We start from the raw sequence: 25,511 nt of genomic DNA, 5'->3' as shown, positions 1-25,511 counted from the left end.
CATATTAACAAGGATAATTATCATCATTTAAAGTTTTTACCATACTTAGAACCTACTACTTATAACCTATAACTTACTACTTAAAACGTATAACGTATAACTTACTACATATAACTCAAAAAAAATGAAATTAAATATCGCCCTTTTAGCCGGAGATGGAATTGGACCTGAAGTAATTGATCAGGCTGTAAAAGTATGTAATGCCATTGCAAAGAAATTCAATCATGAGATCAACTGGACATCTGCATTAACAGGTGCATGTGCTATTGATGCAGTGGGTGAACCTTACCCTGATTCAACCCATGAGGTATGTATGGCTGCTGATGCGATTCTGTTTGGTGCAATTGGTGATCCGAAATATGATAATGATCCGAAAGCCCCAGTCCGTCCGGAGCAGGGCTTATTGAAAATGCGTAAAAAACTGGGTTTGTTCGCAAACGTTCGACCAACATTTACCTTTCCTTCATTAATTGACAATTCACCTCTAAAGAGAGAACGTATTGAAGGTACAGATCTGATCATTCTTCGTGAGTTAACAGGTGGAATTTATTTTGGCGAGCGTGGCAGAAAAGACAATGGTAACACTGCGTTTGATACCTGTACCTATACCCGTGATGAGATCATCCGTCTGGCGAAATTAGGCTTTGAAATGGCGATGAAGCGCTCAAAGAAATTATGCTGTGTAGATAAAGCAAACGTTTTAGAAAGTTCACGTCTATGGCGCGAGACTGTTCAGGACATGGAAAAAGATTATCCTGAAGTTACTGTAAGTTATGAATTCGTAGATGCTGTAGCAATGCGCCTGGTTCAATGGCCAAGTTCCTATGATGTGATGATTACCGAAAATCTTTTCGGAGACATTCTAACGGATGAGGCATCAGTTATTTCAGGATCTATGGGATTAATGCCATCCGCATCGATAGGCTTACACACCTCCTTATTTGAGCCTATACATGGCTCCTACCCACAGGCTGCAGGAAAAGATATTGCCAATCCTTTGGCGACTGTTCTTTCTGCTGCAATGATGTTCGAAGATGCATTCGGATTAAAGGAAGAGGCTGAACTGATTAGGGCGGTTGTAAATAAATCACTCGAAGAAGGAATAGTAACTGAGGATATTGCGGGTAAAAATAAAGCGTATAAGACTTCTGAAGTTGGAGACTATCTAAGTAGTAGGATTAATTAAGATTAATTAGGATTAATAGGATGATAGGATTAAAGGATTGGGGATTAGGAGTAAAGGATTATAGGATTGGAGATTAAGAACCATTTTCTTTAATCCTATAATCTTATTAATCGCATCACTTTATTAATCCTATCATCCTTTAATCCTATTAATCCTACTACTTTTTTAATCCTATCATCCTCCAATCCTATTAATCCTACCCCACTTTTTAATCCTTCAATCCTATAATCCTAATTCTTCTGGTAATTTTTATTATCCGCATGATTAAGATTATACACCCGCTTAAATTCAAGTCTTTTTGCGCCAAAATTTATCAATAATCCAATAGGCAAATTATAGGCCTGACAATAATTCATCGCCTGCGCAAGGTGCACATCTTCCATTCTAATCAGGGCTTTCAGTTCCAGCATAATAAGCTCCTCTACAAAAAAATCAACTCTCCTTGTCCCAAGCTTTATTCCTTCATAATAGATGTCCATGACCATTTCTTGTTTATAACGCAGACCTGATCTTTCTAATTCAATGGCTAATGCCCGCTGATAAATAACCTCCTGAAAACCATTCCCAAGAACTCCGTGGACTTTCATCGAGCAGGCAATGATTTCATGAGTAAGCTCTTCATATTTCATCTAAATTGATTTAATAAAGAAACCTACATAATCCCACTCCACTAAAATTATAGTAACAAAAAAATCCTTCAATCCTATTAATCCTTCAACCCTATAATCCTTCAATTCTATAATCCTATTCAAATTCAAGGTAGCGTCCTATAATCACTTGCACCCCATCCCCCTTCTCATAACTCCCCGGCTTCAGATTAATCGTGATCAATTCAATCCCATTTCTCTCTAGTAAAAGGTCTTCATAGAACCCTTTAAAAAATACCTCCTTCACCACATAGCTTCTGCTACTCCACCCACTTTTCAGTTGAACCCATTCCGGATAGATCATCACCGTGTTCATTTTAGTCCGAATACCCAGAGTCCTCGCCTCTTCAGCTGGAAGTACAAAGGCATTTCCTAATAGTTTTGCAGTATAGGTATGTGAAGGATTAGCATACAGATCCTCAGGCCTTCCCGATTCAATTAGTTTACCATCTTTCAGAATAATCATCTTATTGGAAAGAGTAAGCCCATCCACAGGATCGTGTGAAACCATAATAATAGTAATGCCCAGGAGATCGCATAAATGCTTCAAATCTTTACGAAACTGATTTTTTAGCAAAGCATCCAGCTGACTAAAAGGCTCATCCAGCAGTAACACTTCGGGCTCGGTAATAATTGCCCGGGCCAGAGCCACACGCTGCTGCTCTCCGCCGCTCAGTTCTACAATCTTCTTATTGGCAAGATGTTCAATGCCAAGCAGCTTCATCATATCGGCTGCTTTTTGCTTCTTTCCCTTCAGATCCTCATTAGAAAGCATGCTTTCAATATTTTCATACACCCTGGCATAAATATTCAGATTGAAATCCTGACTCAGCATTTTCATTGAATCATGGCCAGGAATTAACTTTTCATGCGGTCCCTCAAGATGGCGGCCCTTAAAAAATACCTCTCCTGAATCTGGAGCAAGCAGGCCAAAGATTAATTTAAGTAAAGTGCTTTTCCCGCTTCCGCTTTCACCAACAATGGCAACAAAATCGCCCTTATTGATGGAAAAATCAATTTCACTAACACCTGCTTTGGTATCATTGGCATAATGAAGGCTAACTTTTTCAAGGCAAATAAGAGAATCTGACATGGAATCAAATATATAAAAAAACCCCGCCTCTTGTTCTAATAACAGATGCGGGGTTTCTATTCCTCAGGTTGTTCAGAATCCGAACATCAGTCCGAAAGAAAGGTTTTTAAAATCTGCAGGTCCCTGTCCCTCAGCAAAAACATCATTACCATAATATTTTACATAAACTCCCATACCGCCATATCCCAGCCGGGCAAAAGCTCCGTAACGGAATGGATTCAAGTTATAATCATCTTTAAACTTATCCTTTCCGTTTTCACTGCTCACCTGTTTAACCTTACCATTCAGAAGGAAACCAATTTCCGGACCGATAACGAAATTCAGCTTATCCCCTTTCTTATCATCATTTGTGCGGAATTGAAATGATAGCGGGATTCGCAAATACTGACTGGAGAAGCGGTTCTTCTTATAATCCACTGCATCTGTCACATAAGTCAGAGTAGATTTATCCTTTTGGAAAGTAATATTTTGCTTCAGACGCATATGATTCCAGTCGAGCCCAGCACCGGCATAGATCTTAAAGTGACTGTTGAAACGATAGCCCATCTGAAAAAATTCGAAACCAAAATTGCTGCTTTTCCAGGTCTCACGTTCCAGGTAAGAATTTGCAGGCGACAAGGTATAACTTCCCTTATCGGTATAGGTACTCAAACCAATATCAAAACGGGCAGCAATGAACTGAAAAGTGACTTTGGATGCTGGCTTTGAGTCATTTGCTGTACTATCATTCGAATCGCTGTCACCCATCCTGATAGTAACTGTTCTCTTGTCATTTTTTAACGTATCACGTGTAATAATCAGGACTGTATCCTTTTTATCCTGTGCAAATCCCCCTGCCGCAAACATTGATAAGATGGAGCAAATTAATAATCTTTTCATTTTTTTAATGATGTATATGGGTTAATCTATTTTCTGCTTTTAATTTTTACTAAACCTAAATTGATACCTGATACCTCCGATCCTTCATCGCTATCCTTGAACTCGATGAGTTTATCTTCACGCTTATCAACCTTTGCGATTACAAAGTTGACCAGGCTTCCTATGCTTCTGATCTTCCTCTGACTTCTGACCTCTGATTCATCCGGATTGATCTCATCCACAGAGAAATCAGTTATAGCCATCATATCCGCTTGGGTTACATCAAGCGCCGACTGATCGCCTGAATATCTGGTGGGTACCTTAACTACTTTCTTTGGCTGAACCTGACTGACCTTTTTAACAGGTTCTGAGGCAATAACAACAGGCTCTGGCGATGCGGCGAATGTAATTTCAGGCTCAGCAGTGGGAGTTTTCTCTATCAAGGAATAATCGTTCGAATTTATTCCGGAGGCATTTGCCAGACTAAAATCTGAAAGAACCGTTTTTACTGTTTGAGAGCTACTTAGCGGCTCTTTGGTTGAAAGCGCCGGCCCTTTCAACTCAGTGCGGGAGGAATCCTCCATAATCTGAGCTATTTCTGAACGCCCTTGCAGTTTGATCACTTCCTGTGGACGGAAATACCAAAAACCGACAGAGATCAATACTACAATACTGGCAGCAGCCATCCAGAATGAAGGAAAAGCTGATTTCCTCCTTTTCTGATCCATAGTACCGGTAATTTTTTCCCAAACAGCAGCCGAAGGCTCGATCTCGAGATCTCCAAAACGCTGCTGGAATAATTTATCCAGTTCTTTATCCGATATTGGATGCATAATTTAAGCCCTCCATTTTAATTATTTTATCTTTCAATATTGCTCTGGCCCTCGACAATTGTGATTTCGAAGCGCCTTCCGATATTCCTAATTCCTTTGCAATTTCCTTATGCGAATAGCCTTCAATTGCATACATATTAAAGACAATCCGATAACCATTTGAGAGTTGCTGAACCAGCTTCATCAAATCATTCAATTCCAGTTTACCCATATCAAATGTTGATTGCGGCTGATCGTAAACCTCATCAATATCCACCACATTTAAACTTCTCAGATTCTTACGATAGGTTTCGATAGCCGTGTTCACCATAATTCTTCTGATCCAACCCTCAAAAGAGCCATCACTTCTAAACTCCGAAACCTTTTGAAAAACCTTAACAAAACCCATTTGCAGAATATCCTCTGCCTCAAAAGTATCTTTCGCATATCGCATACAGACCCCCATCATTTTAGAAGAAAGTGCTTTGTAAAGGCTCTCCTGTGCTTTTCGATCACCTTTTTTGCACCCATCCAGCAAACTATCTATAGTAAATGTCCGGTCCAAATTCATACGCTTTAAAGGTAAGATGATTGGAAGTACCATTTAGTTGCATCAGGAAGAAAAAAAAATGCAAAAATTTTACTTTTAAGGAAAATGCCCATGGGTGAAGAGTTGTTGGGGCATTAAGTTAAAATTAGAGATAGAATAATTTTAGATCTTGAGCAATAAAATTTGCGCAATTAAAGAGGTTGGCAACAAGTGTTTCTATAATTTTTTGGAAAGCAAGGCCTCTGCCCATCGCTTTGTACAGTCCGGCTCTCCGCTTTAGTTTTTGCCATGACAATTGTTGTAGAGATGCTCACAAGTACTGGCAAAAAGCTGTCGCTTCGATCCGGTTTAGATGGGTAAGATAATGCTGCTATTAATGGTTGTTGAAAAGCCATACTCTCTTCTCATCCTATATGCCTCTGGCGGTATGAATACGATTCCGGCCTGCGCTCATCTGACTTTCCAGGATGTAGTGGCGGAGGTTCCCACTTTCGTGGGGATGACAAGCATTACTGGTGTGGTATGAAAAGTTTAGTGACATGAACTTAGCTATCGCCAGAGAAAAACAACTAAAGACCTGGCAACGATCCTGAAAAAATAATCTAATTGAAAAACTGAACCCGGATTGGCATGATCTCGCCGCGGATTGGTTCATTAAAAGTAGGGAGTGATCTGAACCGATTCCAGCGAAGGCTGGAATCTCCCTTTCCCCTACTCCTGATTTGTCATCCGATAACTATCATTATCCCACCACTCAACACTCCAAACTTATCCGTATTTTTATATTATAATTTTCATTAATATTATACATGGCATTCATCGACTATTATCAGGCACTCGGAATAACTAAATCTGCAACAGATAAAGATATCAAAGCGGCGTATCGAAAAATGGCCCGGAAATATCATCCTGATGTAAACCCAAATGACAAGGATGCACAAAAGAAATTTCAGGAGATTAATGAAGCAAATGAGGTATTAAGCGATCCTGAAAAGCGTAAAAAATATGACCAGTATGGTAAAGACTGGAAACATGCCGACCAGTTTCAAGCATCAGGGCAAGGCAGACCTTCCGGTGGCAGAAGTTCGGGTGAGCCAGGCTATACCGGATCATTCAGTGATCAGGACTTCTCAGATTTCTTTAGTTCTATGTTCGGAAAATCATCAGGGCAAAGCAGGCAGGCAAATTTTAAGGGACAGGATTTCAATGCTGAACTTCGTCTCAATTTAAGAGATGTCTACACTACTCAGAAACAAACCATTACCGTTAATGGTAAAAATATCCGACTAACCATCCCGGCCGGAATTGAAAACGGGCAGACGATCAAAATAAAAGGGCATGGTGGGCCAGGTATCAACGGTGGTCCAAATGGAGATCTTTTAATCACCTTCTCCATAGCCAATGATCCGGAATTCAAACGTGTGGGAAATGACCTGTATAAAAATGTAGAGATAGACCTTTACACCGCAGTGCTAGGATCGGATCTCACAATTGAGACCATGAGTGGAAAGGTCAAGTTACCCGTAAAACCTGAAACTCAAAACGGAACCAAAGTAAAACTCAAGGGAAAAGGTTTTCCGGTATATAAAAATGAAAACCAGTTTGGCGACTTATATATCACCTATACAGTAAAAATCCCTGCAAACCTCAGCGAAAAGGAAAAGGAATTGTTCAGGGAATTATCAAATCTTAGAAAATAAGGCCATGGCTAAGGCAAACTTAATTTCGGCAAGTGAATTCTGTGTTTACCATAACATTGAATACACATTCATCAGCAGTCTGAAGGAATTTGGATTGGTTGAAATTGTACAAGTTCAGCAGACCGATTATATTCCGGAAGACCAGCTGGAAAAGCTGGAACGAATGATCAGACTTCATAGGGAACTGGAGATCAATCCAGAAGGGCTTGACACCATTGACCATCTGCTTGGGCGAATGAGGCGTTTACAGGAGGAAGTGATCATGCTGAAGAACCGGCTGCGTCTTTATGAGGATAATGAGTATATTGATTAATCATAAAATTTGAGTTATGACATTAATCGCCAAACTACTAATCGCCTTTGTTGCTCTGGAGCACCTGTACATTCTATGGCTTGAAATGTTTGCCTGGACAACTGCCGGGAGAAGAACATTTAAATCGATGTCGGCGGATATGTTTGAGAAAACAAAATCTATGGCCGCAAATCAGGGACTTTATAATGGTTTCCTTGCTGCGGGACTGATCTGGTCACTCATTATACAGGATGAAACCTGGTCGAAGAATGTGGCTATGTTTTTCCTTGGCTGTGTTTTGGTTGCAGGGATTTATGGGGCAATCAGCGTGCAGAAATCAATATTTTACGTTCAGGGCATTCCTGCAATCATTGCTCTGGCAGCAGTTTTCTTCCTTTAGCTTTACGTAATCTAAGCTCCTGCTTATACATCAGGAAGGAGGAGTTAGAAAACTCAATTTTTCTTGTTCCTGCAGGCCTGCCCAAATCCATCATGGGTTCGAATCGAAAGTCCATGTAAAGATTTTGAATTAGCTTCTGCTGGTAGGAGTAACGAAGTATAAATAATTTTCTATTCTTCTCAGTATATCCGGGGTGAACAATGTGCTGGGAAACACTCTGATACAAGGGCATTCCATTGGATGAGATAAAGGAATTCCCTTTCCATAGGGTTCCCATCAAGGATCCGAACTTATGGGTATCAAAACCTGCATTAAGGTACCAGCCATATCCGCTGGAATAAGGCTGAAGATCAGTAAATGAAAGATCATTAAAAGAAATCAGGTAATTCTCTGTCCTGAGATTTTTGATCCAACCCGAAAACGGAAGCTTTAATTTAAAACCCAGAGCCGAATTAACCAAAGTTTGCAGAGGGTCATCAATGACATCAATCTGACCCCCCTGATGGAAAACAGTTAACTGAACTGGTATGGATAGGCTCAGACTTGTGTTATTAATCAGGTTAAGTTCGGCTGAAAGTCCGCCAAGAATTTGCTCCTGCACCGGACTTGGTTTATAGATCATTTTCTTCCAGTTAATGAAGGCATCCAGAAATAAATTTCTGCCATTGATGATAAATTGGGTTCCGTATTCAACAGGTTCAGTAATCTTTTTTTCAAAATCAAATATTGGCTCAAGCATGCGATGATGGATATTGCCTTCCAGGACCCCATTCACCAATGTGGTATTTCCATGCTGATATTTCAAACTGATTAAAGGACAAGTTCTATAAATTCCTTGTCCGCCAAAATCCTTACGAAGATGTACCCCTGCCGTTACCGCTAATCTGGGATGGGCATAGTAAACGAGTTGCGGCTCCAACTGTGCACCAAACAAGGTATACCCATCCTGAATTTTATTGAAATATTCATAATTACGCATGTAATTGAAATTATGAACGCTCAGGTAAAGTTCACCAGTCCGAACACTATCCGGGCGGATACGGTACTCCAGACTATCATTCAGTATCTGAGCTTCTGAGGAATAAAATAAAACAGAAAGTATGAATAAGAATAGAATTTTCTTCATTGGACAGATCCGGGGCATTTAGCGGGGGCAAATTAGTATAAAAATACAGATTTAGGATAAATGGCCGGCCATACCTAAGAATCATTTTGGAATATGAACTGAGATTATTCACAGCAGATAAAATAACCTTGCTTTAAGTTGCCGGAGTTGAATTTGATAGAATTATATAAAGGTGGCTTACCTGTCAATTTCTTCTGCTTCCATAAAAATTGAACGATCGATATTAATTGCTTGTATAATTTTCAATTTGGATTAGGTAATTGGGTTGAGAATGGGGATATTTAATAAAGTATGATAAAAATCTACAAACCAGGCTTTTGGGGAAGATTGAGAGAATTTTATAGGTTCCATAAATAAGTTTGTGGCAAGTGTAACGAAACAACAACGATAGACAATATGAATCCAATATATACAGACCTTCACATTCATACTTCTGACAATCCGCATCAACATTTATGCTGAAAATCCCCGCCTTCGCAATGCGGAAAACGTTATATCCGACTCACATTAAACCCGGGTGATACCCTTCATTCTTTTTGCTTCTCATAGCTACTTACAAACCCATCCGCCGCAATCTGCCCATAATATAGCCTTAATTTACCTCCGGAAATTTTAAAGAAAGGATCACCTATATTTTGATCACTTTGAAAATCTATCTTATAAGACAGATTATCCCCGTTTACATTAGTTTCTTCTTCAATAATGGTGTAAGTGCCATTTATAGCGGGGTTAGTGCCGTATTTTTGCTGAAATTTATTCCCATCAAATTTCAGGATATTGCCATTTCCAGGCTCATAATCAGAAGGGGAATTTGCTGGTCTGTAACCACCCTCAATATGCCTCAATTCCCAGGAACCCTCCAACTTTGACTGTAGTCTTTCTTCTTTATCACAGCTTACAAATGTGATTACCATTATGATCAATGCAACTTTCAGGGAGAGTTTCATAAACATATATTTAAACTAAAGTAAACTCGACATAATGTTTAAAAACCACATAGGAACATAGGATTTTATAGTAACCAAGCTTCATTTTAGACAGAGATAGCCTTGAGCTTCGCTTCAATCTATGTGATTTACAATCTATGTGTGTCCTTTAAAGCATAATAAATTCAATCTATGTGGTTAAAGATTAATCTTTAAATATTTCTATATCGAACTCATTTAAACTAAGACGAGAGGAAGAGACAATGTGCAACACAATGTTTTTCTGATTGCTCAGAAATATATTGGATCAAAAGATGACAGAAAAGGATTATTTACCTTTCAACCGATAATACTTGTAGATCTTAACTGCAGCCATGATGACCGCGCTGAAGAGTATCAGTCCGCTTAAGCCATAGACCCATTCAACAGCACTTTTCAAAATCACTGTAAAGACAATGGCAACCAGAAAGATCGTTGCGAGTTCGTTCCAGAATCTCAACTGCGTGGAAGTCCAGCTGAAAACACCCTGTTTTAGCTTGTTTATTATATTCTGGCAGATAAAATGATAGATCAGAAGACCAAGTACGAAGGCTAGTTTAACCAGCATCCAGTTCATGCTCAATAATGCCGGATTAAGCCAGATCATACCTATCCCGGCAATAACCGAAAGCACCATTGCAGGGGTAGTAATAATGTACCACAGTTTATGCTGCATGATCTCAAACTGCTTCTGAAGTGTGATGCGTTCCTGCTCCGGCCTTTCATTAGCCTCAACATGGTATATAAACAGACGTACAATGTAAAAGAGCCCCGCCATCCAGCTGACGACAAAAATGATATGGATTGCCTTGAGGTAGAGGTACGTCATTGGGGTATGAGGTTGGAGGTCTGAAGTCTGATGTCTGAGATATGAGCCGAACTACAGAAATTAATTATATAATACATAAACTTAAAACCAAAATCCTTATTAACCATAGTAGTATTATAATACCGGCCCTTCAGACCTCAGACTTCATACATCAGTCCTCAGACTTCAGACCTCAGACTTCATACATCAGACCTCGTACCTAAACTCCTTAACCAACTCCACCGCATACTTCACATTATCAAAAGGAATATCCGGCATAATTCCATGACCAAGGTTGAAAATAAAGCCATCTTCGCCGCGCATTCGCTCGAACAAACGATGGATCCGGTCTTTGATCACGTGCTTCTCGGCATACAGAATATGCGGATCAAGATTCCCCTGTACAGCCATTCCGGCAGGAAGTTTCTTCTTGATATCCAGCAGGTCGGCATTCCAGTCGATTGAAACCACATCCGGTTTTGCCTCAGCCATGATTGGTGCAAAAACCGAACTTCCCTTACAGAAAGATATCACCGGAACATCTTTTCTGTTCAGGCCTTCAATGATTTGCTTATTGTACCGGTGTGAAAATTCATGATAATCATCCCAAGATAATGCCAATGCCCAGCTGTCAAACAATTGCACGGCATTTACACCGGCATCGATCTGAAGATTCAGATAGTTAATAGTCACTTTGGCAATCTTAGCAAGCAAAGCATGAGCCATCTCAGGATGATTGTGCAGCATCAGCTTGGTCAGCTTGAAATCCTTCGATGATCCACCCTCTACCAGATAGCTCATCACCGTGAATGGAGCACCGGCAAAACCAATCAGGGGGATCTTTCCGTTCAGCCTTTGCTGAATGACCTTAATCGCATCCGCAACATACTGCAGCTTATCATCAACATCAGTCAGAAGCTTGTCTACATCAGCCTGACTACGCACCGGATTTGCGAATTTGGGGCCAACACCCTGGGTAAAACTAAGATCACCACCCATTGCCTCGCCTGTTACCAGAATATCTGAGAACAGGATTGCGGCGTCAATACCCAAAAGATCAACAGGCAGCATGGTAACATCTGCAGCAATCTCAGGGGTTTTGCACATCTCCAGAAAGGAGTATTTATTTTTTATTTCCCAGTATTCGGGCATGAATCTACCAGCCTGACGCATCATCCATACCGGAGGCCGTTCTGTACTTTTTGAAAATGCTGCCCTTAGGAACAGACTATCTTGAATAATTTTCTCGCTCACTATGCTTTTTTAATTTCTGTTTCAATTTTTTCTATAATGTTTTTTACCCGCGAACTGATTTTAAACGTTTGGGCCTTCTCTACGTATGCTGATGCGCGCTCATAATCTTTCTTGCGAAGATTGATATTGGCAAGATGAACCAGCACAATAGCCTTATCATTCTGATTACGCAAAGGAAACCTGGTGGCAATCTGAAAATGTTTCTCAGCTTCGTCATAATTATGACGATGGAGCTCTATATTCCCATAAATGAATTCATAAAAGCCGCGGCGATGTTTCCCCAGGCGATCAGGATCCTCGATTTCTTTGAGCAATTCTTCTGCAGCATCGTAATTTTTTGCGTGAAATTCACGGGCTGCCATCACGACGGTACCTTCCTTAAAATAGCCCCAAATCAGGAGGCCAATTCCCATCCCAATAACTGCGGCTATTTCGTAAACCTGTTTGCTGATTGTCCAGCCTAACAAAATCAATGCAATCCCTATAACCCACAATCGGGCTTTCTTAGTAAACATTTTTAGTGCTTATCAGTAAATTTATATCCAACTCCCCTGATAGAATGAAAATAGGTCGGATTTTTCTGATCAGGTTCAAAATATTTACGGAATGTCAGAATAAAATTGTCGATCGTCCTTGTTGAAGGATATACATCATAATTCCAAACAGTTTCCAGAATCTGCTCTCTTGATACAGCCTCATTGCGGCGCTCAATCAAAAGTTTTAACAGCATGGTTTCCTTCTTGGTTAGCGGAGTTATAGTACCATCATCGGTCTTTAATTCAAATGAGTTAAAGTAAATGGTCTTATCACCGATCTTATAGGAATTCAATTCCTTAAGCTCATCACCTTTCAAACTACGTTTTACTAATATCCCTACCCTTAGAATCAATTCTTCGAGATTAAATGGTTTGGTCAGATAGTCATCTGCGCCCTTTTTCAATCCAAGAACACGATCCTCACTGGTGTTCTTAGCAGTCAGGAACATAATTGGCACCTCTGTATTTTCTAGCCGGATAGTCTCAGCTACCTGAAATCCATCAATCTCCGGAATCATTACATCAAGAATGATCAGATTAAATCGTTCTTCCTTGAAAATTTTGAGGGCCTTTTTACCATCTGTAGCAGTGGATACTTTGTACCCTTCCATCTCCAGATTTAGTTTAATGGCTTCCAGAAGATGCTCTTCGTCTTCTACGAGTAGAATTCTTTGTTTAGTTAGCATTTGCGTTAAATGTTACTTCGAAAATTGTTCCCGAAGGCTGGTTATTTTTTACTTTTATCGAGGCCTGATGCTTATCAAGAACCTGTTTTACAATGAATAATCCAAGTCCGGTACCCTTTGTTTTGCGAGTATCTTCGCTTCCTACCCTGTAAAACTTCTCAAAAATACGTGATTTTTCCTGATCATTGATACCAATACCAGAATCGGCCACAATAAACTGGATCTGCTCGGCGTTGCGCTTCAGACTAACATTTACTTCAGCACAAGGGGGCGAATATTTGACCGCATTCTCTATCAGATTTGTAACTACTGAAGTTAAGGCAAATTTATCGCCAACCAAAGAAATTCCCTGCTGTACAGAAAGCTTAATGATCTGTGAGCTGCAAGTATGAACCTGAAGTCTCCCGGCTACAGAATTGACCAGTTCAGAAAGATTAAAACTCTCTTTGGGAAATGTGTAGGAGTTACTTTCAATCTTAGTTGCCAAAAGCATATTTTCAACAAGATCATCCAATCGCTCAATATCCTTTAAAGAATTGGTAATAAATGACTTTTGCTGAGCCGCATCCAGTTCCCTTTTCAGGATAGTCTGCAGGTATAACTTTATAGATGCAAGTGGTGATTTCAGTTCATGAGTAACCGATAAAAGGAAGTTCTTTTGCTGGTGATGCAGTTTTCTTTCCTGGTATAAAGCTTTTTGTAAATAATATGCACCCACAAAAAAAATTAAAAGGAATACGGCGGTTTCACCAAGCACCATACCTTTACTGTTGGGATTGGCGATGAGCAATAACCTGCCCCACCAAATCAGTTGAAATATGGCGTAAATAATGAGAAAATAAAATATCACCAATGGTCTTCTCATTACGTTGTTCTTCCTCCTCTGAACACGACGTCGAGGCTTTCAAAAATGGCCCTTTTTGCCTTTTCGAGATCTACTTTAGAATGGATAGATGATACAAATCCAACTTCATATCCAGATGGACCTAAATAAATACCGCGGTTTAGCAATTCACGATGCATGATTTTAAATTTCTCCATACTTGATGCATCGATCTCTTCTGCAGCACTGATCTTTTCCTGATCCGTAAATGCGAACCAGAAAATCGAACCAATTGTAAACACCCTGAACTTATAATTTCTTGCTGTGGCAAAACGTTGAATTGATTCAGTAAAATCCAGAGTCTTATTGTTCAAATCTTTATAAAAACCAGATTTCGAGAGTTCAGTCAACTGGGCAATTCCTGCAGCCATGGCCACAGGGTTTCCGGAAAGCGTACCAGCCTGATAAACAGGACCATCCGGAGATATCATTTCCATTATTTCTACTGATGAACCGTACATACCTACCGGCAAACCACCACCTATTATTTTACCATAAGTGATGATATCCGGCTGGATGCCATAAAAACCTGCAGCACCTTCAAAACCAATACGAAATCCCGAAATGACCTCATCGAAAATTAGGAGCGATTTATTCTTTGAACATATCGATCGAAGAAACTCTAAAAATTCTTTAGTCTGAAGCAACAGTCCGTTATTGGCAGGAACAGGTTCAATAATCACCGCAGCGATCTCCCCTTCAAATTGTTCAAATGCCTCCTTAACGGCCTGTTCATTATTCAATGGAACAACAATCGTTTCATCAGCAAAAGATTTCGGGATACCTGCGGATGAGGTTTCCCCAAATGTTACGAGGCCGGAACCTGCCTTAACCAGCAATGAATCAGAATGACCATGATAGCATCCCTCAAACTTAATGATCTTATCACGCTTGGTATAGCCACGTGCAAGACGAATTGCCGACATCACGGCTTCTGTTCCTGAACTGGTAAAGCGAATTTTACGGATATATTTATTATTCTTCAGAATGAGCTCGGCCAATTGATTTTCAAGCGCAGTAGGTGCGCCAAAGCTCATCCCGTTCTGCATTGCCTCGATCACTTTTTCACGAACCACCGGATGATTATGTCCGAGAATCAGCGGTCCCCATGAAGCACAAAAATCAATGAACTGATTCCCGTCAGCATCCCAGATATGGCAGCCATCACCCTTTTGGATAAACAAAGGTGTTCCATGAACAGATTTAAAAGCCCTTACCGGAGAGTTTACCCCTCCCGGAAAATAGGTTTTTGACTTTTCATACAACTCGGCAGACTTCTCCCTTGAAATATCAGGCTTTCCTACTGTATTTACCGGAGTCTCTTCATCCGAACCTGAAAACATCTTTTTTAGTGATCCTAACATTCTTTTTTAATTGAGAGTTGAGAATTGAGAGTTGAGAATGTTAGTACTTAGTACTAAATGTCTACTAATCAATTCTGTTTTCTGTTATCTGCTATCTGTGATTTATTACTAATTGTCAAACTTAGTACTTATCTGTCTCAATACTATGTACTCAATACTAACTCTCCATTCTCCACTCTCCACTCTCAATTCAAATCCAGCTCTTCTCCATTATCTCCCTCGCATGATACGTAATAATAATATTCGCACCGGCTCTGCTGAATGCATACATATTTTCCATGATCACCTTCTGCTCATCGATCCAGCCTTTGGCACCTGCGGCCTTTACCATCGAGTATTCTCCTGAAACATTATAACATGCCACCGGCAGGTCTGTACTCTCTCTCAGGCTCTTAATTACATCGAGGTAGGCCAATGCAGGCTTAACCATCAGAATATCCGCACCTTCCTGCTCATCCAGAGCAGATTCCCGCATCGTTTCGCGGGGATTGCGAAAATCCATCTGATATGCCTTTCTGTCGCCTTTGCCAGGCGCCGAATCAGCAGCCTCTCTGAATGGACCGTAATAAGCTGAAGCAAATTTTATGCTATAACTCATTATTGCAATATTTTCCAGATTATTTTGATCCAGCATTTCACGTATGCCAAGAATCCGGCCATCCATCATATCACTAGGCGCAACCATATCAGCACCGGCCTGTGCATGGCTCAGGGCCATTCTAGCTAAAATTTCAACCGTTTTATCATTCTGAACATAATCCTGCTGCAGAATACCGCAATGCCCGTGAGTAGTATAAGCACAGGTACAAACATCTGTGATCACATAAAGGTCATCAGCAAACTCTTTTTTTAATTCCCGGACTGCATTTGCAACAACTGAATGTTTATCATAAGATGAACTGGCATCTTCTGTTTTTTCTTCCCCTACTCCAAAAAGTAAAACTTTATTAATGCCCAGCGAAAGTGATTTTTCAACGTCTTTTATCAGCGTATCAACAGAAAAATGACTCACTCCGGGCATCGAGTCAATACCTTGCGCCACATTTTTTCCAGGCACCACAAAATACGGATAGATAAACATATCCTTCGACAGCCTGGTTTCTGAAACCATTTCGCGCAAAATGGGTGATTTCCTTAATCTTCTTGGACGGATTAACATATGATCCTTTGATTTATAAAATTTGTTCAACCGGACTTAATAATCCAGTGCAAATACAGCTTCAGCTAAGCCCATTTCATCCGGCGAAAAAGGCAATGTGTATTTCACACCCATTTCATCAAATTTCTGGCCGGTTGTTTTTCCAATACAGATAACCTGCTGATCCGGCTCCAGTAAATTCTCTGCAAAATAAGAATCCACATTCGAGGGGCTTGTAAAAATCAGCACTTCGGCAAAGGATTGGGCTACATTATCTTCACTAACTGTTTCATATACAGTCAGTTCAACTATTTTAGTGTCGTCAGACAATGCCTTTTGTATAGTCTTCAATGAGCCTTTAGCACTCGGGAACAGCACATTGCTTCCGTTTGCCAGTTTTGCAAATTCTAAGGCAATATCTTTGGTATCAATTCCTTCTTCCTCACCATTAAAGTCAGCAACCTTGCCATGCAGTCTGAGTGCATCTTCAGATCCTCTGCCCAATACCCCGAATTTGACTTTTTTGGGTAGCTGTGGATCCAGTTTTAAGAAATATTCAATGGCATTCTTACTACTGAAGAACACCCAGTCAATATTTCTCAGAATAAAGGGATCGAGATTATTAATTGATGGAAAAGTTCTGATGAGAGACCTGTCTTCGATTTCTATTTGATGCTTCTCAAGTGCATTTCTCAGGTAGCTGCTTTCCGAAAGTTCGCGGCTGATAAATACATTAGCCGGAAATTTGCGGTCGGGAGCAAATTTGGCTACAATTTTTTCTGCAAGCCCTTTGGTCGTTTTAGATTGCATGAAAAGTCGGTCAGGGAAATCTGTTCCGTCTGATGCCTTGGCTGTCCATACCTGAAACAATGAACCATCTTTGCGGCAATAACATCCCAGAGGCAATTGACATCCCCCTTCAAACATATTCAGAACCTTGCGTTCTACAGCAATCTGTTCGGCAACAATCTCATCATTGAGGGGCTGCAACAAATCAAAAAGGGAAGTATCACTTTCACGGATTTGTACAGCTAAAACCCCCTGTGCAGGTGCCGGGATCAATTCAGTTGGTTCCAGTTCTTCAACATGGAATTCCTCACTCAGATCGTAACCCAGCCTGACTACGCCGGCTTTGGCAAGCATGATCGCATCATAATTCTCATCACGTAATTTTTGAAGGCGGGTTTGAACATTGCCTCGCAAATCCTCGATCTCAAAATCAGGCCGTACAGCCAGTAACTGAGATTTACGACGGTTTGAGGAGGTTCCAACCATACCCCCAAACTTAACTGACAGTTTTTGCTGAATATCTACGCAATCCTTTAAAATCACTAATAACTCTGCGGGATCTTCACGCTCGGATACGGCTGCTATGATCAGGCCTTCCGGATTTGTAGTTGGAAGATCTTTATGCGAATGAACGGCAAGATCAATGGTTCCGTTCAGTAATTCTTCTTCAAGTTCCTTGGTAAAAAAACCCTTTCCTTCGAGCTTATCGAAACTGAGATTCAATATTTTATCACCCTGAGTCTTAATAATTTTAAGCTCTGAGTCATGCCCAATTTCTGCCAGACGATCCTTAATAAAATTAGCTTGCCATAATGCAAGCTCACTACCTCGCGTTCCAATAAGAATTTTTGATTTTTTATTATCCTCAGGCAATTGATCAGACATGTTTATAAAATTATTCCGGATTATTATTTTGAATGCCAAAAATAGCCAAAATGATTGGGATCAACTGATAATCAGCTATTTTTTATCAGTATATCCTTGGCCATAACCATCGGGACACTGATGTACTTTTTCTCCATATAATTTATTATTCGGCCTAATACTTCGCGGGAATTATCATCCATCTCTTCAATCTCATTGACAAAAATCTTGGTCAACGCATTTTCTTTAATCTCTTTAATCCTCTGAGGTACTTCGCGCATAGCGATCTCTACCCGACGCTGCTTTAAAACAGGCTTGAACTCTTCAATGTTCCGATCAATAATACGCTCTGCATGAACAAGCTCATCATACCTGTCTTTTAAATTACTGTTTGCTATTTCCTGCAGACTGTGTACCTCGATAAATGTAACCGGATTTTTCTCCAGCACTTCGGGACTGGTATCATTAGGAACAGCAAGATCTACAATTACTTTACCGGAAGTATCTCCGTTCAATAGCGACTGGTAAATCTCATTGCTAATAATTGGCTCAGTTGCACTGGTACAGGTAATAATGACGTCGAATCCTTCTTTGTAGATTTTCAGTTCTTCGAGGCTGAAAGCGTTTCCACCCAATTCTGATGAAAGTGTTTTAGCATTCTCAAGACTTCGGTTAAACACCACAAAATTTGAATACTTATGTTTTTTAAGGTATTTGGCAATGTTACGGTTTGTTTCTCCTGCCCCAACAATCAATATCTTTGCATTGGTACACATTTTCAACTCGCGGAGTTTACGATAGGCTAATGAAACGACTGAAATAGGCTTTCTTGCAATCCCGGTATGGGTATACACTTCCTTAGCAGTTTTCACAACCCGGCTCATAATCAGTCGTAAATAATCACCTGTGAATCCGGATACACGACAGGTTTCATAAGCCTTACGCAACTGAGCAAGAATTTCTTTCTCGCCGACAACCAGACTCTCGAGTGAACATGAAATCCGAAGTAAATGATTAAGAGCTTCTACATCCTCATAAATCGCAGCTTGTTTCACAAATGTATCAAGCTGATCCTCTGAGACAGGTAGATTAAGCGCTTGAATAAAATCCTTGACAAATTGATCATCCAGGTTTTGTTCTGCAGTAAATACAAATTCTACGCGATTACACGTACCCAGGTAAAAGATCTCAGGTATATCAAACTTCGTTTTAACACTTTCAATACAACTTCCCAAATACTCATTACAGATAACAAACTTACCTAAATCTTTAAGGTCGACGTACTTATGAGTAAAGGCAATAATTTTTAAATACTTCAAGTTGCTATTCCTATATAAACCAATACAAATGTAACATATAAGCGATTTTCATTATGTCACACCTTTGTAAACACATACGTTTAGAAAGATTATAAATAAACACTGCTGCTAAAAAATGGGATAGCAATGAATAAAACTACACATTCAATTGGTTTAGAATGTCAGGGATTCCTCCTTTTTGTATATGAACTGTCTGCTTAAAACTAAAAGCATTCCGGTCATTATTGAAACATCGGCAAGGTTGAAGATTCCAGTCTGAAACAAAACCAGATCCAGGTGTAAAAAATCAGTCACTGAACCATGCACAATCCGGTCGTAAAGATTTCCTGCCCCACCTCCAATTATGAAACACCATCCAACTATCTGCATGTTTGGCATATCTTTTTTGACCAGAACCATATATAAACCATAAGAAAGGAAAACAAGAGGGATTACCGATAGCAGAATCAGGCGAATGAAGTACGGCAGAGCACTCCCTGCACTTAAAAATGCACCTGTATTTTCGACTTTAGTAATCGTGAACCAATTACCGATCAGGCTAATGATCTCATAATAGTTGACTTCATTCCTGATAATAGTTTTTGAGATCTGATCAAAGCCAAGGTTCAACAGGATGATCAAAGCGATCATGACATAACTAATTCTACTCATGCTCAGGCTCCAGCCAATTACCATCTTCCCGAATGATACCAATCAATTCATCCAGTGCATTTTCAGTATTCACATTCTTTTTGACTACTTCTTTGCCTCGGTAAAGAGTAATTTTACCCGGGCCGGTACCCACATATCCATAGTCGGCATCGGCCATCTCACCCGGACCATTTACAATACAACCCATGATCCCGATCTTGAGACCCTTGAGATGATCTGTACGACTTCGTATCATTTGGGTAGTGATCTGAAGATCAAACAAGGTTCTGCCGCAACTCGGACAGGAAATATATTCGGTCTTCGAAATCCTTGAACGGGTAGCCTGCAAGATTCCGAATGAAGTTGAAAGTATAGTTTTAGCCGAAATATCAGGTGCATCTGCCCAAATTCCATCACCAAAACCATCCAACATCAATCCTCCGAGGTCGGCTGCAGAATATAATTGAAAATCAGTCACTTCTGGTAAAACTTCAGCATTTTCAGGCGCTTGAACTGAGGACTTCAAATGGTAAGTCCGTTTGATAATCACGGGCATTTCAAGCCCCAGTTCCACCAGTTTGAAAAATGCCTGTCGCTGATCCTGTAATCCACAGATTGACTGAGTTTCAAGAACAAAAACAAGGGTATTATCCAGTAGAATTTCATTGAAAATTTCTGTATCGATATCCGAACCTGAAATAGCAACCAGATTGAGTGAAGAATCCCGTACCTCTGCTGCAACATATTCCTTAAGTGAATAATAAGGATGACAATTGCTCTTATTTTCAAGTCCCTTCCAGGTTGAATAATTGTAAAGCTGTTTCAGGTTTCCCGGAAAATTAAACGAGGGAAGTTCATCCGCCAGATATACAAAATCAGTAGATTGCTCAGCCATATTGTACTTATCAAGCAGAACAGAATAAAGGTATCCCACTTCCGACAAAATTGCCGGATCTTTAAGATTCTTGTTTGAAATATCGATAACCACGCGGGGCACCTGATGCCCGCCAATAAAGGTGTTTAGTTCTGTGGTATGGCGCTTTTGGTATTCGTAAGGATTATGAGTTGCCTGTTGCCCATTTTCTGTTACCTGTTGTCTGTTATCTGTTGACTGGCTGGATTCCTCTGATAACTGGTAACTGGCAACTGATAACTGGTTACTCTCTCTCCACTTATATCTATCAGCTAAGGCAATAGCAACCGGTGCTTCAAATTCAGGATCTTCGGTTAGGGAAACACGGATAGTATCCCCAAGGCCGTCTTCAAGCAATGCTCCAATTCCTAGGGCAGATTTAATCCGGCCGTCCTCACCATCACCCGCTTCGGTAACTCCAAGATGCAATGGATAATTCATTCCCTCATTCACCATGGTTTCCACAAGAAGGCGGTAAGCCTGAACCATGACCTGCGGATTACTCGATTTCATCGAAATAACGAGGTTATAATAGTTCAAATCCTCACACATGCGCATGAATTCCATCGCGGATTCGACCATACCACGGGGAGTGTCCCCATAATGGCTCATGATCCGGTCTGAAAGTGAACCATGATTGGTCCCTATCCTCATGGCTGTCCCGTATTCTTTGCAGACCTTTACCAGAGGGGCAAATTTCTTGTATATCCTTTCCAGTTCTGCCTGATATTCAGCACCAGTGTATTCAAAATTTTCAAAACGCTTCTTATCTGCATAATTCCCAGGATTAATTCGCACCTTTTCAACAATCCTGGCAGCTTCTTCGGCAGCATTGGGCGTAAAATGTATATCGGCAATCAGTGGCACATCATAACCCCTGTACTTTAATTCCTTCTTAATGTTCGCCAGGTTTTTTGCTTCCTTAACACTTGGAGCAGTAATTCTAACATATTCGCAGCCTGCATCAACCATACGAATAGATTGCTCAACCGTACCAATGGTATCCATGGTATCTGTGGTGGTCATACTCTGGATCCTGATCGGATTAAGGGCACCCATTGGGATATGGCCGATCGTTACCTCACGGGTTAAAAATCTGGAATAGGTATTTATTGAATTACAATACTTGCCATCAAGGGCAGGAAAAGTGTTTTTAGTCATCCAGCGAAATCAAAATTTTACAAAAATACATATTATCAGGGGAATCCTCGAAATGGAAAATCGAGAAGGGATTCGAAAATTAAATTTTCCTGTAGTTGGCGCTGCAAGAGCCTGGTGAAAACAACAACCACAGGTAAATCAAATTACTATGTATAAATCTGCAAAAAAAATAATATATTCAATTTAAAACATATTAAAATTGGAAAGAAGAAATTTTTTAAAAACATCTGCAATCGGCTCTGCCGTTTTAGCTTCTTCGGGATTATTTTCCTTTCAGTCGGGTGCGGCCGCTAATACACCCACCATTCCTTCTATCAAGAATCCATTAAACCTTTATGGGTCCTTAGAACCGGTTCTTGAAGGTATCCGGGCAAACAACCCTATGGATCTGACGGTTGCAAACTGGAGAAAAAAGAATCCACGTGGCAGTTATAAACGGTGGCAAGCTGCTGCCCGGAAATGCTTGCTGGATGGATTGAACTATAATCCCGGTCCTTTAAACCTGGCACCCCAGGTGATTCACAGAGAAGACAGGGGTACACACACTTTCGAAAAAATACTTTTTAATACTACGCCCTGGCATCGGCTGGAGGCCTACCTTTTATTGCCAAAAGGAATTAAACAACCGGTTCCGGGTATCGTTGCACTGCATGAATGGGGTGGCCCAATGGGATTTGGCAAAGACCGGATTGCCAATGGCGGTAAGGATCATGAACTATTGGTGAAACATCGTAAAGAATACTACGAGGGTGCCTATTTAACAGAAGAACTGGTTAAAAGAGGTTATGCGGTTATCGTAATAGATGCACATCATTTCGGTGCCCGTGTTCCTAAAGGCATCAATGGAATACCAGATAATTTTGATCCTTTTTCACTATCAGCTGAAGAATACAATCAGTTTGATAATAAGTTCCGTGATCTTTTATATTATGGTGTCAGGCAGTTAAATTGGGCGGGGACTACCTGGGCTGGAGTTAACTACTATGACGATTCAAGATGTATTGATTATTTAGCTACCCGCCCTGAAGTGGATATGAAAAGAATCGGAGTAACCGGCTTATCCGGCGGCGGATGGAGAACCAATATACTTGCGGCACTGGATACGCGGATAAAAGCTTCTGTAAGTGTTGGATGGATGACAACCGGTGACACGCAGCAACATTATAATCTGAGTGGTGCTGTTGGATCCTTTTGCTTATTGCCAGGGGTATTGAACAGGATGGACATACCGGATCTTGCAGCCATGAGTGCCCCGAATTCCTGTATGATTGTAGTAGGCGAAGAAGATATCCTTTTCCCTGAAGAAGGAAAAATGAAGGCCAAAGCAGAAATCCAGTCCGCTTTTGACTGGGCAGGCAAAGGCGATAACACTTCATTTTATTCTCCTAAAACCACACATAATTATAATCGGGATATTCAGGAAAAAGCATTTGCCTGGCTGGAAAAGCATCTTCTAAGTGGTCGGTGATAATACCAACCCCAGGATAATCAGCATTTTCCCACATTGAATGTCGAACTATTTTTGCAGTATTGTAGTAAAAAATAAGTAAATAAATATGTCTGATACAAAAAATTTTGCACCTGGATCATATCGTTATCTTCGGGGTGTAAGGCAGTATTCTGCGGGTATAACGGCACTGGATGGTTATAGATTAGAACGTGTACGATTCAGTCGGCCGCTGCCACTAATAGAGGGCTTCTTACGCATCCAACAACATCTCGACACTTTAAGTCGTCCGCTCGCTGCATTTGGAGCCTGCGAATTACGTTCACCCGAGCCATTTACCGAACAAGGCTTTGTTGACTTTAATAACCTTTATATAGGTACTTTAAAAGAGTGGGGTATTTACGAAGAGGGAGGTGACAATCCCGTAGCTCGCTCAAATGTCATTCCAGAGTTGAATAAACCATTGAGTCCGAGTATTCATGCTTTTACTTACACAATGCCTGATGCTAAGGCAAAACCATCTTTTGTAATCGCTGGTAGTGCTGAAGCTCCAGAGGGCATGAGTGATTATCGTACTCACAGTATTAGTCTTGGTGACATATCCCAGGAGGGCTTAATGAAAAAGGGACGCTGGGTGCTTAATGAGATGGAACGCCGGATGGCTGGTCTTGGCTTTAGTTGGGCAGATTCTACGGCAACCCAGTTGTATACTATCCATAACATTCACCACATAATGGTCAACGAAATTGTAAAGCGTGGCGCAGCATTAAGTGGCATTGACTGGCATTACAATAGGCCTCCAGTCCAGGATTTAGAGTTTGAAATGGACTGTCGCGGAGTTTATGCTGAAATCGTTATAGATACAAGGTAGTCCAATTTTCCCTGTGGTCGGTGTTCTCACCGACCGCCTATAACCCCAAAAATACATAAGTCAAGTGAAAGAGCCGGCAATCGTAAGATTTTACCGGCTTTATTATTGGATTTTCCTGTGGTTGGTGTTATCACCAACCACTTAAATCCTTGGCCACCTATACTATTGTATGTGGTCGGTGTTATCACCGACCACATACAACCAAGGCCACCAATACCTTAATTTTATTATCTTAGCCTAAGTGCCGGGTGAGGGAGTGATTGGTAAGAGAGTGGTTGGTGATAACACCAACCACAGGGTAAACACAAGACACAGGTGTACCACATATAAAACAATTTTTATGAAAAAAATATTTCTAATCCTCTTCCTCGCAATTATCACTAATTCAGGATTTGCTCAAAAAGGCTGGACCAGCCTCTTCAATGGCAAAGACCTGAAAGACTGGAAAGTGAAGATCAATGGGCACCCGCTGAATGATAATTATGCCAATACCTTTCGGGTGGAAAACGGAGTAATGAAAGTTTCATACGATGGCTATTCTGAATGGAAAGACCGTTACGGGCATATATTTTATAAAAAACCATATTCAGCTTACGTTTTGGTGGTGGAATACCGTTTCACTGGCGATCAGATTCCCGGCGGACCAGGATGGGCGATCCGCAATAGTGGAGTAATGCTGCACGGGCAATCGCCAGAAAGTATGGGTCTGAATCAGGATTTTCCGATCTCACTCGAAACCCAGTTTTTAGGCGGGAACGGTAAAGATGAAAGAAGCACACTTAATTTATGTACCCCGGGGACTAACGTAATCCTTGACGGGAAGCTGTTCACTACACATTGTGTCAGTTCAAGCTCAAAAACCTATCATGGCGACCAATGGGTAAGGGCAGAGATTGTAGTTTTGGGCGACTCATTAGTTAGTCATCGCCTGGAAGGTAAGGAGGTCTTTAAATATACCAAACCAGAAATCGGGGGTGGAAGTGTTTCCAATTTCGACCCTGCTTTAAAGATCGATGGTAAAGCTTTGAAAGAAGGATACATCTCCCTTCAAAGTGAAAGTCACCCGGTTGAATTCAGAAACGTGAAGCTATACAATCTCGCAAAATACATGAATGATCCTGCAAAACTTGATAAGACACTGAGTAGCATATTGCAAAAATGGTATCTTTTAGAAAACCCTAAAAGGGGAAGCTTCAAATGATTAAATAAGTTTGAACCT

Annotated in this window: 25 protein-coding genes; 7 read left to right on the top strand and 18 right to left on the bottom strand. The window is 40.6% G+C overall.

Going from position 1 to position 25,511, the window contains the following annotated elements; translation table 11 throughout:
• Positions 1–124 precede the first annotated feature (124 nt).
• Positions 125–1,186, top strand: coding sequence for a 3-isopropylmalate dehydrogenase (gene leuB, locus Q8S11_RS10635; RefSeq protein ID WP_305662074.1), 1,062 nt, complete (start codon positions 125–127; stop codon positions 1,184–1,186).
• Between the two features lie 230 nt (positions 1,187–1,416).
• On the opposite strand, the gene Q8S11_RS10630 is transcribed toward leuB, so the two are convergent.
• From Q8S11_RS10630 to Q8S11_RS10610, 5 genes are all read right to left on the bottom strand, one after another.
• On the bottom strand, positions 1,417–1,815 hold the full coding sequence (locus Q8S11_RS10630; protein ID WP_305662073.1) for a GxxExxY protein: 399 nt from the start codon (positions 1,813–1,815) through the stop codon (positions 1,417–1,419).
• A gap of 115 nt (positions 1,816–1,930) precedes the next feature.
• Positions 1,931–2,926: an ABC transporter ATP-binding protein gene (locus Q8S11_RS10625; protein ID WP_305662072.1), complete on the bottom strand. Its 996-nt coding sequence runs from the start codon at positions 2,924–2,926 to the stop codon at positions 1,931–1,933.
• A 72-nt stretch (positions 2,927–2,998) separates the two neighbouring features.
• Positions 2,999–3,805: a porin family protein gene (locus Q8S11_RS10620; protein WP_305662071.1), complete on the bottom strand. Its 807-nt coding sequence runs from the start codon at positions 3,803–3,805 to the stop codon at positions 2,999–3,001.
• 26 nt (positions 3,806–3,831) lie between these two features.
• Positions 3,832–4,617, bottom strand: coding sequence for a hypothetical protein (locus Q8S11_RS10615; RefSeq protein ID WP_305662070.1), 786 nt, complete (start codon positions 4,615–4,617; stop codon positions 3,832–3,834).
• Positions 4,598–5,167 (bottom strand): RNA polymerase sigma factor, encoded by a 570-nt coding sequence (locus Q8S11_RS10610; RefSeq protein WP_305662217.1) that lies wholly within the window; start codon positions 5,165–5,167, stop codon positions 4,598–4,600. The genes Q8S11_RS10615 and Q8S11_RS10610 overlap by 20 nt, the downstream gene beginning before the upstream one ends.
• Positions 5,168–5,955: 788 nt before the next feature.
• On the opposite strand from Q8S11_RS10610, the gene Q8S11_RS10605 reads away from it, so the two are divergent.
• The 3 genes from Q8S11_RS10605 to Q8S11_RS10595 are packed head-to-tail and all read left to right on the top strand — an operon-like array spanning position 5,956 to position 7,538.
• Positions 5,956–6,846, top strand: a complete 891-nt coding sequence (locus Q8S11_RS10605; protein ID WP_305662069.1) for a J domain-containing protein — start codon at positions 5,956–5,958, stop codon at positions 6,844–6,846.
• A gap of 4 nt (positions 6,847–6,850) precedes the next feature.
• Complete coding sequence (locus Q8S11_RS10600) at positions 6,851–7,159, top strand: chaperone modulator CbpM (protein WP_305662068.1); 309 nt, start codon at positions 6,851–6,853, stop codon at positions 7,157–7,159.
• A gap of 16 nt (positions 7,160–7,175) precedes the next feature.
• A complete protein-coding gene (locus Q8S11_RS10595; protein WP_305662067.1) occupies positions 7,176–7,538 on the top strand; it encodes a DUF1304 domain-containing protein in 363 nt (120 codons plus the stop codon).
• Here the strand turns inward: Q8S11_RS10595 and Q8S11_RS10590 are convergent.
• From Q8S11_RS10590 to ispG, 13 genes are all read right to left on the bottom strand, one after another.
• Complete coding sequence (locus tag Q8S11_RS10590) at positions 7,507–8,664, bottom strand: hypothetical protein (RefSeq protein ID WP_305662066.1); 1,158 nt, start codon at positions 8,662–8,664, stop codon at positions 7,507–7,509. The two genes, Q8S11_RS10595 and Q8S11_RS10590, sit on opposite strands and share 32 nt — an antisense overlap.
• Positions 8,665–9,191: 527 nt before the next feature.
• Positions 9,192–9,611: a hypothetical protein gene (locus tag Q8S11_RS10585; protein WP_305662065.1), complete on the bottom strand. Its 420-nt coding sequence runs from the start codon at positions 9,609–9,611 to the stop codon at positions 9,192–9,194.
• Positions 9,612–9,918: 307 nt separating this feature from the next.
• Positions 9,919–10,458, bottom strand: coding sequence for a CopD family protein (locus Q8S11_RS10580; RefSeq protein WP_305662064.1), 540 nt, complete (start codon positions 10,456–10,458; stop codon positions 9,919–9,921).
• A 186-nt stretch (positions 10,459–10,644) separates the two neighbouring features.
• On the bottom strand, positions 10,645–11,676 hold the full coding sequence (gene hemE / locus Q8S11_RS10575; protein ID WP_305662216.1) for a uroporphyrinogen decarboxylase: 1,032 nt from the start codon (positions 11,674–11,676) through the stop codon (positions 10,645–10,647).
• Positions 11,677–11,690: 14 nt separating this feature from the next.
• The gene (locus Q8S11_RS10570) at positions 11,691–12,206 is read right to left on the bottom strand and encodes a tetratricopeptide repeat protein (RefSeq protein WP_305662063.1); all 516 of its coding nucleotides are present in this window, start codon (positions 12,204–12,206) and stop codon (positions 11,691–11,693) included.
• 2 nt (positions 12,207–12,208) lie between these two features.
• Entirely contained in the window at positions 12,209–12,913 is a 705-nt protein-coding gene (locus tag Q8S11_RS10565; RefSeq protein ID WP_305662062.1) for a response regulator transcription factor, read from the bottom strand.
• Complete coding sequence (locus Q8S11_RS10560; protein WP_305662061.1) at positions 12,903–13,778, bottom strand: sensor histidine kinase KdpD; 876 nt, start codon at positions 13,776–13,778, stop codon at positions 12,903–12,905. The genes Q8S11_RS10565 and Q8S11_RS10560 overlap by 11 nt, the downstream gene beginning before the upstream one ends.
• Positions 13,778–15,160 (bottom strand): glutamate-1-semialdehyde 2,1-aminomutase, encoded by a 1,383-nt coding sequence (gene hemL / locus Q8S11_RS10555; RefSeq protein WP_305662060.1) that lies wholly within the window; start codon positions 15,158–15,160, stop codon positions 13,778–13,780. The genes Q8S11_RS10560 and hemL overlap by 1 nt, the downstream gene beginning before the upstream one ends.
• Positions 15,161–15,350: 190 nt before the next feature.
• Positions 15,351–16,319, bottom strand: coding sequence for a porphobilinogen synthase (gene hemB / locus Q8S11_RS10550; RefSeq protein ID WP_305662059.1), 969 nt, complete (start codon positions 16,317–16,319; stop codon positions 15,351–15,353).
• Between the two features lie 36 nt (positions 16,320–16,355).
• Positions 16,356–17,972, bottom strand: a complete 1,617-nt coding sequence (gene hemC / locus Q8S11_RS10545) for a hydroxymethylbilane synthase (protein WP_305662058.1) — start codon at positions 17,970–17,972, stop codon at positions 16,356–16,358.
• Between the two features lie 71 nt (positions 17,973–18,043).
• On the bottom strand, positions 18,044–19,270 hold the full coding sequence (gene hemA / locus Q8S11_RS10540) for a glutamyl-tRNA reductase (protein ID WP_305662057.1): 1,227 nt from the start codon (positions 19,268–19,270) through the stop codon (positions 18,044–18,046).
• Positions 19,271–19,423: 153 nt separating this feature from the next.
• Positions 19,424–19,921, bottom strand: coding sequence for a signal peptidase II (gene lspA / locus Q8S11_RS10535; RefSeq protein ID WP_305662056.1), 498 nt, complete (start codon positions 19,919–19,921; stop codon positions 19,424–19,426).
• Positions 19,914–21,974 (bottom strand): (E)-4-hydroxy-3-methylbut-2-enyl-diphosphate synthase, encoded by a 2,061-nt coding sequence (gene ispG, locus Q8S11_RS10530; RefSeq protein ID WP_305662055.1) that lies wholly within the window; start codon positions 21,972–21,974, stop codon positions 19,914–19,916. Before ispG ends, lspA begins: the two co-directional genes overlap by 8 nt.
• 199 nt (positions 21,975–22,173) lie before the next feature.
• On the opposite strand from ispG, the gene Q8S11_RS10525 reads away from it, so the two are divergent.
• From Q8S11_RS10525 to Q8S11_RS10515, 3 genes are all read left to right on the top strand, one after another.
• Positions 22,174–23,442 carry an alpha/beta hydrolase family protein gene (locus Q8S11_RS10525; RefSeq protein WP_305662054.1) on the top strand — a complete coding sequence of 423 codons (1,269 nt, stop codon included), beginning with the start codon at positions 22,174–22,176 and terminating at the stop codon, positions 23,440–23,442.
• A gap of 88 nt (positions 23,443–23,530) precedes the next feature.
• Complete coding sequence (locus Q8S11_RS10520) at positions 23,531–24,292, top strand: hypothetical protein (RefSeq protein ID WP_305662053.1); 762 nt, start codon at positions 23,531–23,533, stop codon at positions 24,290–24,292.
• A gap of 340 nt (positions 24,293–24,632) precedes the next feature.
• Positions 24,633–25,493, top strand: a complete 861-nt coding sequence (locus Q8S11_RS10515) for a DUF1080 domain-containing protein (RefSeq protein ID WP_305662052.1) — start codon at positions 24,633–24,635, stop codon at positions 25,491–25,493.
• The last annotated feature ends 18 nt before the right edge of the window (positions 25,494–25,511 follow it).

The sequence above is a fragment of the Daejeonella sp. genome (assembly GCF_030695525.1).
In the GTDB taxonomy this organism is placed as follows: Bacteria; Bacteroidota; Bacteroidia; order Sphingobacteriales; family Sphingobacteriaceae; genus Daejeonella.
Note: the sequence above shows the minus strand (reverse complement) of the source record. Positions and strands in the feature narration are given on the sequence as shown.

Bases quoted from the DNA above. Each gene is read 5' to 3' on its own strand.
- leuB (WP_305662074.1), top strand. From the start codon at position 125: ATGAAATTAAATATCGCCCTTTTAGCCGGAGATGGAATTGGACCTGAA.
- Q8S11_RS10630 (WP_305662073.1), bottom strand. From the start codon at position 1,815: ATGAAATATGAAGAGCTTACTCATGAAATCATTGCCTGCTCGATGAAA.
- Q8S11_RS10625 (WP_305662072.1), bottom strand. From the start codon at position 2,926: ATGTCAGATTCTCTTATTTGCCTTGAAAAAGTTAGCCTTCATTATGCC.
- Q8S11_RS10620 (WP_305662071.1), bottom strand. From the start codon at position 3,805: ATGAAAAGATTATTAATTTGCTCCATCTTATCAATGTTTGCGGCAGGG.
- Q8S11_RS10615 (WP_305662070.1), bottom strand. From the start codon at position 4,617: ATGCATCCAATATCGGATAAAGAACTGGATAAATTATTCCAGCAGCGT.
- Q8S11_RS10610 (WP_305662217.1), bottom strand. From the start codon at position 5,167: ATGAATTTGGACCGGACATTTACTATAGATAGTTTGCTGGATGGGTGC.
- Q8S11_RS10605 (WP_305662069.1), top strand. From the start codon at position 5,956: ATGGCATTCATCGACTATTATCAGGCACTCGGAATAACTAAATCTGCA.
- Q8S11_RS10600 (WP_305662068.1), top strand. From the start codon at position 6,851: ATGGCTAAGGCAAACTTAATTTCGGCAAGTGAATTCTGTGTTTACCAT.
- Q8S11_RS10595 (WP_305662067.1), top strand. From the start codon at position 7,176: ATGACATTAATCGCCAAACTACTAATCGCCTTTGTTGCTCTGGAGCAC.
- Q8S11_RS10590 (WP_305662066.1), bottom strand. From the start codon at position 8,664: ATGAAGAAAATTCTATTCTTATTCATACTTTCTGTTTTATTTTATTCC.
- Q8S11_RS10585 (WP_305662065.1), bottom strand. From the start codon at position 9,611: ATGAAACTCTCCCTGAAAGTTGCATTGATCATAATGGTAATCACATTT.
- Q8S11_RS10580 (WP_305662064.1), bottom strand. From the start codon at position 10,458: ATGACGTACCTCTACCTCAAGGCAATCCATATCATTTTTGTCGTCAGC.
- Q8S11_RS10570 (WP_305662063.1), bottom strand. From the start codon at position 12,206: ATGTTTACTAAGAAAGCCCGATTGTGGGTTATAGGGATTGCATTGATT.
- Q8S11_RS10565 (WP_305662062.1), bottom strand. From the start codon at position 12,913: ATGCTAACTAAACAAAGAATTCTACTCGTAGAAGACGAAGAGCATCTT.
- Q8S11_RS10560 (WP_305662061.1), bottom strand. From the start codon at position 13,778: ATGAGAAGACCATTGGTGATATTTTATTTTCTCATTATTTACGCCATA.
- hemL (WP_305662060.1), bottom strand. From the start codon at position 15,160: ATGTTAGGATCACTAAAAAAGATGTTTTCAGGTTCGGATGAAGAGACT.
- hemB (WP_305662059.1), bottom strand. From the start codon at position 16,319: ATGTTAATCCGTCCAAGAAGATTAAGGAAATCACCCATTTTGCGCGAA.
- hemC (WP_305662058.1), bottom strand. From the start codon at position 17,972: ATGTCTGATCAATTGCCTGAGGATAATAAAAAATCAAAAATTCTTATT.
- lspA (WP_305662056.1), bottom strand. From the start codon at position 19,921: ATGAGTAGAATTAGTTATGTCATGATCGCTTTGATCATCCTGTTGAAC.
- ispG (WP_305662055.1), bottom strand. From the start codon at position 21,974: ATGACTAAAAACACTTTTCCTGCCCTTGATGGCAAGTATTGTAATTCA.
- Q8S11_RS10520 (WP_305662053.1), top strand. From the start codon at position 23,531: ATGTCTGATACAAAAAATTTTGCACCTGGATCATATCGTTATCTTCGG.
- Q8S11_RS10515 (WP_305662052.1), top strand. From the start codon at position 24,633: ATGAAAAAAATATTTCTAATCCTCTTCCTCGCAATTATCACTAATTCA.